This window comes from Neisseria sp. 27098_8_158, assembly GCF_041433145.1.
In the GTDB taxonomy this organism is placed as follows: Bacteria; Pseudomonadota; Gammaproteobacteria; order Burkholderiales; family Neisseriaceae; genus Neisseria; species Neisseria subflava_E.
The window spans coordinates 84,327-97,310 of sequence record NZ_JAPWAZ010000002.1; the positions used below are offsets into that span (position 1 = coordinate 84,327).

Annotated in this window: 12 protein-coding genes; 11 read left to right on the plus strand and 1 reads right to left on the minus strand. The window is 50.5% G+C overall.

Features of this window, described 5'->3' with window-relative positions:
- Nucleotides 1–7 precede the first annotated feature (7 nt).
- The 11 genes from O3681_RS05905 (at nucleotide 8) to O3681_RS05955 (ending at nucleotide 8,530) form a co-directional block, all read left to right on the plus strand.
- Nucleotides 8–439, plus strand: a complete 432-nt coding sequence (locus O3681_RS05905) for a hypothetical protein (RefSeq protein ID WP_234394602.1) — start codon at nucleotides 8–10, stop codon at nucleotides 437–439.
- The gene (locus tag O3681_RS05910; RefSeq protein ID WP_371459517.1) at nucleotides 432–1,406 is read left to right on the plus strand and encodes a hypothetical protein; all 975 of its coding nucleotides are present in this window, start codon (nucleotides 432–434) and stop codon (nucleotides 1,404–1,406) included. Before O3681_RS05905 ends, O3681_RS05910 begins: the two co-directional genes overlap by 8 nt.
- 277 nt (nucleotides 1,407–1,683) lie before the next feature.
- Nucleotides 1,684–2,022, plus strand: coding sequence for a hypothetical protein (locus O3681_RS05915; protein ID WP_308881978.1), 339 nt, complete (start codon nucleotides 1,684–1,686; stop codon nucleotides 2,020–2,022).
- 58 nt (nucleotides 2,023–2,080) lie between these two features.
- The gene (locus O3681_RS05920) at nucleotides 2,081–2,416 is read left to right on the plus strand and encodes a zinc ribbon domain-containing protein YjdM (RefSeq protein ID WP_308881976.1); all 336 of its coding nucleotides are present in this window, start codon (nucleotides 2,081–2,083) and stop codon (nucleotides 2,414–2,416) included.
- Between the two features lie 215 nt (nucleotides 2,417–2,631).
- The gene (gene recQ, locus O3681_RS05925; RefSeq protein WP_371459518.1) at nucleotides 2,632–4,941 is read left to right on the plus strand and encodes a DNA helicase RecQ; all 2,310 of its coding nucleotides are present in this window, start codon (nucleotides 2,632–2,634) and stop codon (nucleotides 4,939–4,941) included.
- 226 nt (nucleotides 4,942–5,167) lie between these two features.
- Nucleotides 5,168–5,617 carry a DoxX family protein gene (locus tag O3681_RS05930; RefSeq protein ID WP_371459519.1) on the plus strand — a complete coding sequence of 150 codons (450 nt, stop codon included), beginning with the start codon at nucleotides 5,168–5,170 and terminating at the stop codon, nucleotides 5,615–5,617.
- 83 nt (nucleotides 5,618–5,700) lie between these two features.
- Nucleotides 5,701–6,018, plus strand: a complete 318-nt coding sequence (locus O3681_RS05935; RefSeq protein ID WP_250591055.1) for a hypothetical protein — start codon at nucleotides 5,701–5,703, stop codon at nucleotides 6,016–6,018.
- An 86-nt stretch (nucleotides 6,019–6,104) separates the two neighbouring features.
- Complete coding sequence (locus tag O3681_RS05940; RefSeq protein ID WP_371459520.1) at nucleotides 6,105–6,947, plus strand: DUF692 domain-containing protein; 843 nt, start codon at nucleotides 6,105–6,107, stop codon at nucleotides 6,945–6,947.
- The gene (locus tag O3681_RS05945) at nucleotides 6,937–7,623 is read left to right on the plus strand and encodes a DUF2063 domain-containing protein (RefSeq protein WP_107723896.1); all 687 of its coding nucleotides are present in this window, start codon (nucleotides 6,937–6,939) and stop codon (nucleotides 7,621–7,623) included. The genes O3681_RS05940 and O3681_RS05945 overlap by 11 nt, the downstream gene beginning before the upstream one ends.
- Before the next feature lie 142 nt (nucleotides 7,624–7,765).
- Nucleotides 7,766–8,344: a sigma-70 family RNA polymerase sigma factor gene (locus O3681_RS05950; protein ID WP_063068580.1), complete on the plus strand. Its 579-nt coding sequence runs from the start codon at nucleotides 7,766–7,768 to the stop codon at nucleotides 8,342–8,344.
- 12 nt (nucleotides 8,345–8,356) lie between these two features.
- On the plus strand, nucleotides 8,357–8,530 hold the full coding sequence (locus O3681_RS05955; RefSeq protein ID WP_049323681.1) for a hypothetical protein: 174 nt from the start codon (nucleotides 8,357–8,359) through the stop codon (nucleotides 8,528–8,530).
- Nucleotides 8,531–8,768: 238 nt separating this feature from the next.
- Here O3681_RS05955 and O3681_RS05960 read toward each other — a convergent pair whose 3' ends face one another.
- On the minus strand, nucleotides 8,769–12,917 hold the full coding sequence (locus O3681_RS05960) for a translocation/assembly module TamB domain-containing protein (protein ID WP_371459521.1): 4,149 nt from the start codon (nucleotides 12,915–12,917) through the stop codon (nucleotides 8,769–8,771).
- Between the last annotated feature and the right edge of the window lie 67 nt (nucleotides 12,918–12,984).

The following is a 12,984-nucleotide window of genomic DNA, read 5'->3' on the forward strand; positions in this document are numbered from 1 at the left end:
TATGATTATGAAAAATATTTCTTTTAAAGTTATTCTAATACTCATATTTATAATAATAGTGTTTATTTGTCTATTTTTTAGATTTTTTAATAGGAATAATAACTTATTTCCATTAATTCAAGGAAAAAATAGTATCCCTTTAATCGAGATTTTTAATGGGTATGATGAAGTTTGTATTCAAAAACCTTATGTATTGGAAACTGATTTTGAGAATAAATTAGGACAAGATTTATTTTTTTACAAAATGGCCGAAGATAAAACAATATTTTGGGGTAAAAAAAATGGAAAATTTGAGAAGGTTTATTACATTGAATCGTGGCCTATGAACAGACAACCCGAAGTTTGTTATCCTGTAAATGAAAATATTTGTTTACAGGCAGAAATATCAAATAATTCAAATTTTTCTAACTTTAATTTAGGGAAGTGTGAAAATGAGTGATTACTATTTTAGTCCTAGTACTGTTAAGGAGTATGTAGCTGGTACTTTTGTGTCGCATGCAGTAAAAAAGGCTAATGAATATGGTGGCTTTGCAGGGGAAGATGATATAGACCCACATAATAATAGCTATGATGCATATAGACATGCTCTTTTAAGTGCAGTTATTACTCAAAATATTCAACAAGTAGCTGAAGATATATTAATATCTGATTCTGGTATTGCTTACTCTGTATCTCAGGATCAATTTCATGAATTATCCAAGGTAATAGGACGTGATCAAGCTAAAGCAATACTTGATGATCATGAAGATATTTCTAAAAAGCCTGCTAACATGAGTATGGAGGATTGGCGAAAAGAAGTTAACATGGATAAATGGAATAACGCCGTTGGACAAAAGGAATATTTCAAATGGGAACAAGCAATAATCAAAGGAGAAACTAAAGATCCATTGGAAAAATGGATCTATGATGCAGTAAAAAGAGGAGAGACAATAAATAATTTGGATGATAATCGCGTTTTTACTGAGGAAATGAAATTATCATTTAAAAATGAGAAAGAACAGCTACTACAATATTCACAGTCCTTTTTTGTATCCAAACTACAATCCCTTGCTCCTGAAACCCAAAATCTTTTCAATGCAGTAAAAGGACATCTAACCGAATACCATGAGAAAAATGGGATACCGATTGAGGAAGCAAAACTGCAAAACTCCGCAATGGCTCTTACTGCGTTGGGTTATTCCAAAAAAATGACAGATGTCACGCTGTTTAATGTAAAAGACGGACAGTATCTGATTGGTGAGCGTAATCCCATATTGAATCGAGTATCTATGGATATGCAGACAGCAGCCTATATTCCGATAGAAGAAAGCCTTGCAAAGGTTCAGGAAGCGACGCAGCGTTTTGAGTATGAAGAACAGCAAAGACAGTATGCGCAGTCACAAGCACAGGGGATAAGTCGTTCTTAAAACGTAATTAAAGGGAAGGCCGTTTGAAAATTTTTCAGACGGCCTTTTCTAATAAAACCAGAAAATAATGGAATAAGGCGGAGAATATGAGAAAATAATAGCCGCCTGCCTGTCACAACAGTTGATTGAATTAACTTTTATCGGCAGCCTGAATGTCCGGATTGGATAAAATAAACCATCAAGAACAAAGACCAACAAGCATATTATGTAAACTTGGCGGCTGAAAAATCGGCTCTGCGCTTTACTTTACAAATCAAACAACTTTAAAGGAAAACCCATGAAAAAAACCTTACTTGCCCTGATGATGTTATCCGCCGCCGCTGCGTATGCCGGTGAGGCGGAAGACCGTTTGCTGTCCGTCCAATCGGTTTACCGTGCCGCTTTGAATGAGCAAAACAGCAACGACAGCAAAATCATTTCCCTGCAAAGTGATTTGGAAAGCGCGCAGCGCCGTTTGCAGGCAGCGCAATCCGATATTGACCGTTTGAAAGGCGAAATTCAGACGGCCTTGGCTCAGAAAGAGCAGCAAAATGCCAAGCTGCAACAAGCCGGCCAGATGTTGGACGCGGCTTGGAATGCCGTCTACGGCGCAGGCGGCAGCAAGGCGACTCAATAATTTAGACATTGTATTATTGAGTTTTACGCTTCTTTTATCATATTTATAAGGAAACCTCATGTCCCTACCTCCCTGCCCGAAATGCCACTCGGAATACACTTACGAAGACGGCGCTCAATACGTTTGCCCTGAGTGCGCCCATGAGTGGAACGAGGCCGATACTGTGGCTGCCGGCGATGATGCCTTGGAAGTCAAAGATGCCAACGGCGCGGTATTGCAAGATGGTGATACGGTTGTCTTGATTAAAGATCTGAAAGTCAAAGGCAGCTCTATGGTCATCAAGCAAGGCACCAAAGTCAAAGGCATCCGCCTGCAAGAGGGCGACCACAATATCGGTTGTAAAATCGATGGTAGCGCGATGAACTTGAAATCTGAGTTCGTCAAAAAAGCCTAAAGATTTTATTTTTGAAAGGCCGTCTGAAACCCTAATATCAGGTTTCAGACGGCCTTTATACATTTATTCAAAATAAAATAAATCTTTATTTAAAATTAAATAAATTAAATAGAGTTGAATTTCAGGCCATCTGAAAAAGCGGCGGAAAAATGTTCCGCACATACGCGGGTGTAAAACCGTTAAAATAACGCTTTCCCCTATTCTACGGAACCATTATGCCTCAGCCGGCCGCCAAACAGATTTTGCACGAAGTATTCGGTTATCCCGAATTTCGTGGCAAGCAGGAGGCTATCGTCAATGCTTTGGCTGGCGGCGAGAGTTTGATGGTGTTGATGCCGACGGGCGGGGGCAAGTCTTTGTGTTACCAGATTCCGGCGCTGATGCGCGAAGGCGTGGCGGTTGTCGTATCGCCGCTGATTGCGTTGATGAACGACCAAGTAGCCAGCCTGCATGTGGCCGGGATTGAAGCGGCGGCAGTCAACAGCAGTACATCGGCAGATGAGGCGCGCGAGATTGCCGACAAGCTTGCCCAAGGCCGTCTGAAACTGCTTTACGTCGCGCCGGAACGCTTGGTTACCGACCGCTTTTTACGTTTCCTCGACCAACAAACCGTCAGCTTGTTTGCCATTGATGAGGCGCATTGCGTCAGTCAATGGGGACACGATTTCCGCCCCGAATATCAACAGCTCGGCATGCTTGCCGAACGCTATCCAAACGTCCCGCGCATCGCCCTGACTGCTACCGCCGATGCGGCCACACGCGCCGACATCAAGCATTATCTGCACTTGGACAATGCGCCCGAATTTATCTCCAGCTTTGACCGTCCGAATATTTATTATCAGGTTATCGAAAAAAATAATGGCAAAAAACAATTACTGGATTTCATCCGCAAGCAGATGCATGGGCAAAGCGGCATTGTGTATTGTTTGAGCCGCAAAAAAGTCGAGGATGTGGCGCAGTTTTTGTGTGAAAACGGCTTGGAGGCAATTCCGTATCATGCCGGTTTGAGCATGGGCGTGCGCGAGGAAAACCAACGCCGCTTTACGCATGAAGACAATATTATTGTGGTGGCGACCGTGGCGTTCGGTATGGGCATAGACAAACCCGACGTGCGCTTTGTCGCCCATCTCGATATGCCCCAGAGTGTCGAACATTTCTATCAAGAATCGGGGCGCGCCGGTCGGGACGGGCTGCCTGCCGTGAGCTGGCTGTGTTACGGCTTGAACGATTGGGTGTTGCTGCGCGAACGGATTGCCGAAGGCAACAGCGACGAGGTGCAAAAGCAAATCGAAATGCAAAAACTCGATGCCATGCTTTCCGTCTGCGAAACTGCCGCCTGCCGCCGCGTACTGCTGCTCAAACATTTCGGCGAAGAATCCGAACCTTGCGGCCATTGCGACAACTGCCTGCATCCGCCTGTGCGGTTTGACGGCACAGTGTTGGTGCAAAAATTACTCAGCTGCGTGTACCGCGCCGGACAACGTTTTGCCGCCGGTTACATCACCAACCTTTTGCGCGGCAAAAGCGACGATTGGATACAGCGCAACGGCCATGACAAGTTATCCACATTCGGCATCGGCAGCGAACAGACCGACAAGGAATGGCGCAGCGTCATCCGCCAGTGCATCAGCTTGGGCTATCTCACCGTCAATGTCGAGCAACATCAAGCCCTGCAGCTGACCGAAGCGGCAAAAAAAGTCCTCAAGGGCGAAACCGAAGTCATGCTGCGCCCCCTGCGCCGCGAAAAAACGGCCACCCAAAAACCGAAAGACGATTGGTTGCGTACCGAGCGCGAAGAGCGTTTGTGGCAGGCATTGCGCCAATGGCGGCAACAACGCGCCCGGGCAGAGGAAGTGCCGGCCTATGTGGTTTGCGGCGACAAAACCCTGCGCGATATTGTCGAAAAAATGCCCCGAAGTTTGGAAGATTTACATCAAATCTACGGCTTGGGCGAGGCGAAAATCAATAAATTCGGTTTGGAGATACTCGACGTTTGCGAAACGGCCGAAGCCGGTACGGTTTCCACAGACAGCGCCCAAGTTATCCACAGCTTGGGCGAGCGCGAACAGGCCTTAAAACAGGCTTTGGAAACTTGGCGCGAGCAGCAGGCAAGTGCCGATCAAGTAACGCTGGGTACGGTATTCTCCAACGAAAGCATGGACGATTTGTTGACCAATACGCCTGCCGAACCCATCGACCTTTTAGGCGTGTATAAACTCGGAGAAAAACGTATCGAGCAATACGGCGAGGGCATTTTAAACATCTGCCGGCCGTTTTCAGACGGCCTAAGCGAAGAGGACAAACGCAAACGCCGATTGATGCGCCGTCTGCTTCAGTGGAACATCGATACTGCCCGCCATGAAGGCCTCGAAGCCTATCAGATATGCAGCAAAGTTACCCTGCGCGCGATTGCCGCCCGACGGCCGCAAAATTTGGCGGAGTTGGCGGAAATCCACGGTATGAATGAGGAGAAAACCGACAAATACGGTGCGGAAATTGTCGAATTGTGCAAACAAGCGGATTAATGGATTGCGATTATCATCAAAGGCCGTCTGAAACCCAATTCAAGTATGGTGTTTCAGACGGCCTTTTTGAATTTTTAATCTTTATAAAACAATGAATAAGAAGATATCTTCATTTGTTTTGTCAGTTTTTTAAAGCTGCCACGTCTAAACAGGCATGAAAGATGGGATGGTGCCGATGGATTTTTCGTCCCATCCCATTCGACACACACATCGATAAGGAAAATAAATGAACACCTCATCCAACCCCTCTTGGCAGGCCGCTTTCGGTTTGTTGGCACTCAGGCTTTTTGCTGCGTATGAATTTCTTGAGGCCGGCCTGGAAAAATGGAACGGGGAAAACTGGTTTGCAGATATCAACAGTCAATTTCCCTTTCCGTTCAATTTGTTGCCGGATACGGTCAATTGGAATTTGGCCATGTGGGCGGAACTGGTTTTGCCTGCGCTGCTCATCGTTGGCTTGGCAACGCGGCTGTCCGCGCTGGGATTGATGGTAGTGACGGCTGTCGCATGGTCTGCGGTACATGCCGGCTTGGGGTACAATGTGTGCGACAACGGTTATAAAATGGCACTGATTTATTTGGTGGTTTTATTTCCTGTCCTATTGCAGGGCGCAGGCCGTCTGTCTTTGGATGCCCTGCTGAAGAAACACTGTTGTCGCATCAAGCATTTTCTTTAATGATTCACGGTCGCGGGCCGACTTTAAATGCCCGATATTATCCCTTGATTTATTTAAACCCATATTTTAAAAAGGAAGTTAAAATGAAAAAAAATGTAGCTGCTGCTTTGGCCGGTGCACTGTCCCTGTCTTTGGCTGCCGGCGTTGTTGCCGCTGATAAACCGTTAAGCAGCAAAGCAGGTGTTCAAAAATCTGCTCAAGGCTCTTGCGGTGCGGTTAAAGCCGGTGAAGGTGCATGCGGTGCAAGCGCTGTTTCTAAAGCAAGCGAAGGCAAATGTGGCGAAGGCAAATGCGGTTCAACCGTGGAAAAAACTCACGCTAAAAAAGGCAAAGCATCTAAAGCCAAAGCTGCCAAAGTAGTAGAAGGCAAATGCGGCGAAGGTAAATGCGGTTCTAAATAATCCTGCAACATACCTTTAACAAAGTCGCATTTTATAAATGAAAATGCGACTTTGTCGTTCATACGGCACCATAACAGGACATCACCATGATTCAACACGCAGGCTTGGGCTACCGCCGCGACTTGGCGGAAGACTTCCTCTCGCTTTCAGATGACAGCCCGATACGCTTTATCGAAGCCGCCCCCGAAAATTGGCTGAAAATGGGCGGCAGGGCGCGCAAACAGTTTGACCGCGTGGCGGAACGGCTGCCGCTGGCGTTGCACGGATTATCCATGTCATTGGGCGGACAAGCACCGCTGGATACCGATTTGATAGACGGAATCAAAGAAATGATGCGCCGTTATGACTGCACGTTTTTCTCCGACCATTTGAGCTATTGCCACGACGGCGGTCATCTTTACGATTTGTTGCCGCTGCCTTTCACTGAAGAAATGGTGCAATATACTGCGCGCCGTATCCGCGAAGTGCAGGATCGGTTGGGCTGCCGCATCGCCGTAGAAAACACCTCCTACTACCTGCATTCTCCGCTTGCCGAAATGAATGAGGTCGAGTTCCTCAACGCGGTTGCCCGTGAAGCCGATTGTGGCATTCATTTGGATGTGAACAATATCTATGTCAACGCCGTCAATCACGGCCTGTTGTCGCCTGAAGCCTTTTTAGAGAATGTGGACGCAGAGCGCGTGTGCTATATCCATATTGCCGGACATGACGTGGAAACGCCGGAATTGTTGATTGATACGCATGGTGCGGCGGTATTGCCGACTGTTTGGGATTTGCTCGAACTCACCTATGCCAAGCTGCCGACGATTCCGCCCACCCTGTTGGAACGCGATTTCAATTTTCCGCCTTTTGCCGAACTCGAAGCCGAAGTCGCCAAAATCGCCGACTATCAAATGCGTGCCGGAAAGGAATACCGCCGTGCAGCCTGAAACTTCCGCCCAATACCAACACCGCTTTGCCAAAGCCATACGCGAAGGCAAAGCCGCAGACGGATTGCCGCGAGAGCGCCTGAATGTCTATATCCGACTGATACGCAACAATATTCACAGCTTTATCGACCGTTGTTATACCGAAACGCTGCAATACTTTGACAGCGAAGAATGGGGCCGTCTGAAAGAAGGTTTCGTCCGCGACGCATGTGCCCAAACGCCCTATTTTCAAGAAATCCCCGGCGAGTTCCTCCGATATTGCCAAAGCCTGCCGCTTTCAGACGACCTCTTGGCCTTGATGGACTTTGAACACACCCAGCTGCTCGCCGAAACCGCTCAAACCGACAGCGAAGCCTCGCCTGCCGATTCAGACGATTTGGCTTACACCCTTTCTCCCGCCGCCTTTGTGCGCCGTTATCAGTATGATGTGACGGACGAATTGCAGGAGGCGGAAACCGCCGTTTTGGTGTGGCGCGATAAGGAAGACGACGTGATGTATCAAACGCTCGACGATTTCGATGCCTTATTGCTGGAAACGCTGGCAGAAACGCCCACTTCCCTAAACGGCCTGCAAACCATGCTGGCAGAGTTCATGCCGTCTGAAAACGTTTGGCAGGACGCATTAAGGCAGAAATGGGCGGAATGGCTGGAACAGGGCATTTTGGTTGCGGCATAAACCAAGGCCGTCTGAAACGGGCGCAGTCGGTTTCGGCGAAACAAAAATACTACTGAAATCGTTTATAGATTCAATCGCATGCTCTTTCCGTATCAGCGTAAAATCAGAAGCATATTGATCATTCATTTCATACTGATACATTATGGCCCTACCCGAACTGACCGATGCCGAGCTTGCCGAATCCCGTAAACTGCTACTGCGCTTTGCCCATATCCAGCTGCCCGACCGCCCCGATTTGGCGGAAGACCTCGTACAGGAAACCATGCTTTCTGCCTACCGTGCAGCCGAGGGTTTCAAAGGCGACGCCCAAGTGAGCAGCTGGCTGTTTGCAATCTTAAAAAACAAAATTACCGACTGCCTGCGCCAAATCGGACGGCAACGCCAAGTTTTCGTCACGCGCGACGAGGAAGCCTTGGATGAAGCCTTTGAAGGACATTTTGCCGCTGATGGGCATTGGACGGATGAAGGACAACCTCAGGGTTGGGACTCGCCCGAAGCCAGTTTGAACAATAAAGAGTTCTACCAAGTTTTACAGACCTGCCTCTACCATCTGCCGGAAAACACCGCTCGCGTGTTTACCATGAAAGAAATTCTCGGTTTTTCAAGCGATGAAATCCGCGAGCAATGCGGCATCAGCCATGCCAACTATCACACCATCATGCACCGCGCGCGCGAAACCTTGCGCCAGTGCCTGCAAATCAAATGGTTCTCCCATGCCTGACAGGAAAACGCCATGAAAAAATGCCGCAAAATAACCGATCTGATTTCCAAACAGCAAGACCAAGTGCGTCTCAGTCTTTTTAACCGCATTGCCCTTGCCGTGCACCTGTCGCTCTGTCCCCGTTGCCGCGAATATAAGAAACAGCTCGAATTAATCAGCAACGCCATGCACAAGATGTTTCGATGATTCAAAAAAGGCCGTCTGAAACCTGCCCCTGTCAGTTTCAGACGGCCTTTTTGTATCTGTTTGATTTATCGCTAACCTTGAATAAGCTATGGTTTGCCGTTCACTTTTTTAGCTGCATTTATTTTTAAACTTGCGCCGTTGACCTTTGTTTTTTGAGGCATGGCTGAAGATTCTAATACGGTAGAACAAGATAAAGGCCGTCTGAAAGATGAATTTCAGACGGCCTTTTTCACGGCTTTTAGTGTTGTTCTTCCGGCTCGGGTTCGTCTTTGCCGAACCAGTTGTCAAAGCGGATGGTGTATTTCAACTCGCCGCCGGAGGAGCGCGTGCCGATGCGGGCAACGGCTTGGATGGCGCGGGTCAGTTGGTACACGAGTTTGACGGATTGTTCGGCGCTAGAGATGCCGTATTCGTAACCTGCGTAGAGGTTGTTGGTGAGCTGTTTGCCGACGGTCAGGACTTGTTCGGCAGGGTTGAGCTCGCCTGTTTGGGCATTGCGGCTGCGTTTGCTGGTAAAGCCCAAATCATCGACAAGGCCGATGCGGTCGTTGACTTGGCCGGCAAGCAGTGCGCTGGCGGCCGCAGAGAGCGTGGCATTGTCGCCGTCGCTGCCGCTGCTGGCACGGTTGAGGATGAGCCAGGAGAGTTTGTCTTTTTCACTCATGGCTTCTTTGGCAACCAAGGTTACGCGCGGATTGTTGAGGCTGCCGAGGACTTCGACACCTGCACCGACCGGGGAGAGACGGCGTTCGGCACGGATGTTGAGGTTTGGATTGGTCAGCGGGCCGACAAAGGAAACCGATCCTTTGGTGATGTCGAGGTCTTGGCCGTAGGCTTTGTAGCGGCCTTTGACAACGCGCACGGTACCGACGCCTTGGACGGCTTCGCCCGGACGGGACGTGATGGCCAGTTTGCCGCCGATGGTAACGTCTGCGCCGTAGCCGACAAAACGGACATTGTCGTTGATGTTCAAGACAAGGTTCATATTAATCGGCGTGGTGGCCGTTGCTTCTTTTTTGGTTTCGCCCAGTACAACCACGTCGTCATCGAGGGTCGGCATGGAGGATTTTTGCGAACCAAACCTGCCGTAGTCGGTGTTGAGCGTGCCGTTGAGCGATACGCCTTTTTCCGGATTGTAGAGGACTTTGGCCGCGCCGGAGAGCTGCAGTTGGCGGTTTGGACGCGAGAGGGTGCGGTATTTGTCGAAGACGATGTCCACGTCGACATCGGGGTTGGCATTGGCAAGGTTGACCGCGCCTTTGAGCTCAATCGTGCCGCCGCGGTGGAATTTGAGGCTGTCGATGACCCATTTTTGACCTTGCAGGCGTGAACGCAATACGCCGTTATCGAGAATCAGGCCTTGGGTTTGATGGCGGTAATAGAGGTTGTCGCCGTTAATCAGGCCGCTCAGTTGCGGATCGTTCAGACGGCCTGCCAAGTTGACGGCGGCGTTCAGACGGCCTTTGAGGGTTTGGCCGACGGGCAGGAAGTTGCGGAAGACTTCGAGGTTGGCAACGTTCAGGTTGAGCTTGCCGCTCAGAGGGGCGGTATCGAAGCTGGTGCCCTGACCGATGTTGACGGTACCGTCGGCACGGCCGTAATTGGTTTGGAGGTCGAGTTTGCTGTTGACGATAGGTGAACCGAGTCGGCCGCCGATGGTGGCGGTCGCGTTCAGACGGCCTGCAATGCCTTGGGCTGTCGCCGGCATAAAGGATTTGAGCGAGCCCAAATCGGGAACGCTGATATTGACCTTGCCATTGACGGGGGCGTTGTTGATGTTGTTGCCGAACTGCTGGGCGATGCCGAGCGTGCCGTCAACTTTGCCGAAGCGGGTGTTGCCTTCCAGCGTGCTGTCGATGCGGCCGTTTTGGAAACGGGTGCGCAGGGCGAGCGCGGAAAGTCCCAAAGGCTGTTTGTTTTTCGGGTCTTTGCCCGGCAGGATGATGTCGCCGCTTTGACGGTTGATGTTGAGGAAGCCGCGCGCGTTTTGACTGTACGCCAAATCCCAGTCGCCGCCCAAGACGAGGTTGTGTTCGATGGGCGGAGTGTAGAAGTTGTGCAATTCGGTAATGTGCAGATTTTGTGCGCTGCCTTTACTGGTAATGCCGGCTTTCTTGTCCCAAACGAAATTTTGCAGGTTGAGGTTGCCGCCCATGGCCGCCCAGCGCGCGCTGCTGAGGGAAACACGTTCGCTGCCGGCTTCGAGGTTGAGGCGGTTTTGCAGTTTGAGGTTGAACGCGCCGTTGATGTCGAGCGTGTCAACCGTGCCTTTCCATTGGGTTTGGTCTTTGTTGAGGCCGCCGGTGGCGTCGAGGTCGAGCTTGTAGCGTTTGTTGTCCACCGCCATGCTGCTGTTGCCGCGGATGTGGTGGTGCGAACCTGTGCCGTTGATGAGCAGATTGACGTTGTCAATCATGGCCGCGCCGCCGGAGACGGCGATGTGTTCGCCTTTAATATCGGCACTCAACGGACGGTTGGTATCTGGCGAACCTTTAAGCTTGAAGTCGAGGGTGCGGATGTTGATGGTATTGGCGACTTTGAAGTTGCGCGCTTCACCGTTCAAATCGGCTTCAAGGGTTTTCAGGCCGTCTGAAAAGCTGCCGGAGATGTAGCCGCGCGCGTTGAGCAGGCCGCCCAAGCCGAAGCCGAAACGCGACAAATCGGGGGCGGTAATGTTGAGGTTGAGGCGGTCGCCTTTTTTGCCGAAGCTGCCGTTGGTTTTGACGATGTTGCTGCCGAGGGTCAGGTCGGTCAGGGCGCGAGAGAGGTGTTTGTTTTCATAGGCAACGTCGGCTTTGCCGCTGAGCGGAACGCCGTTGAGCGTACTCGGTGCAAACTGCATTTTGCCGGCAAATTTTTCTTGCGCCAGTATGCCTGTTAAGTTGATGTTGCCGTTGACGCTGCCTTGCGGAAGCTGCGGATCGATGCGCGCAGGGTTGAAGGCTTTGCTGACGATGTCCAGTTGCAGTTTACGGTCTTTGAAGAGTTCGAGCGAGCCTTTGGCGTTGAGCTCGCCGCCGTTTTGCGGAACCAGGCGGACTTTGTCGAGCTTGAGTGTGCGCTGGCCGAGCTGTTTGTCGGTTTGGAAAAACAGCATGCCGTCTGTACGCGCAAATCCGCTGTCGAGATTCCAGTTGATGACAGGGGAGGAGGTTTCGCCTTTGACGTCGATACTGCCGTTCAGACGGCCTGCGATGTTTTGACGGACAAAGTCGTCTGCGCCAGTATTGTTGATGCCCAGTGCGAGTTTGAGCTGGTCTTGGGCGGTGTCGATAGTGCCGGATACGTCTATGCTGCCGTCTTTGAGCAGGCCGACGCCGATGTCTTCGATTTTGACCGTGCCTTTGTCGTCGACAATGAATTCGCCGAGGATGCGTTTGACGGGGATATAGTTTTCATCGGCAAAACCGGCTTGGTCGTTTTCCAAGTCTATCGAGCCTTCCAGCGCAACGCCGTCTGTAAAGGACGGAATAGTGGTGGCGTCGAAATTCAGGCGCGCTTTGGGCAGGCTGGGCAGGAAGGCCTGCGGATTGATGTTGGAACCTTTAACCAGGATTTCGCCGACGGTTTCGTTGAGGCTGTCGGCGAATGGGTGGATGGTGGATTTGGCAGACAAATGAACGTTGTCGCCGTCGAGCAGCAGGTCGGTGGATACGTCTTGCAGGCTGCCCCATAGGCGCACCGTGCCGTGTATGGTTTCGCCCTCAAGCTGGCCTTTGGTGTAGATGGCGGTATTGAGGACGTAGGGTTTGTTCAAACCGAGCACCACCGCGCCTGTCGAGCTGCTCCAGGGCGTATCGGCGGTTTTGATGTGGAGGCGGTGTTCTTTTTTGTCGTAATGATAGGCCGCATGCAGATGGTCGAGATAGACGGTCTGCTTGTCAAAACGCTTGCCCACGCTGATTTTGCCGGTTTCCAAACGGTCGAGATAGGCGGTAACGGGCAGGTCTATGCTGTCGGGCAGGCCTTTTGAAGGCTCTTCTTCTTTGGGCGGCGTGCGCTTGGTCACAATGGCGATGTCGCCGGCCACGACTTCGGTAATGTGCAAGGACGGACGGAGCAGCTCGGACGGTTTCCAATCAAAGCGGAAGCTGCTGATTTTGATGTCCGCACCGTCTGTTTCAATCAACCATTTGTCGCCTTCAAAACCTTCAATCAGCGTGCCCTTCAGCGTATCGGAAGAGATTTTGACGCCGAACCATGACGGGATTTTGTACAAACCGAAACGCAAACCCGATTCCGTACCGATCAGCCAGCCGATTGCGCCGGCGGAAACGGTCAATACGCCCAGGGTGGACAGGACAAAGCCGCGCAACAGGCGTTTTTTGCGCTTTGGTGGGGCGGGCTGTTGTTCAGACGGCGTGGAAGTGTTTGCAGTATCGGTCATGATATTTTTCTGTTTGTCTGTTGTTCAGACGGCCTGAAATGGCTGAGGCCGTCTGAAAGAATGGATG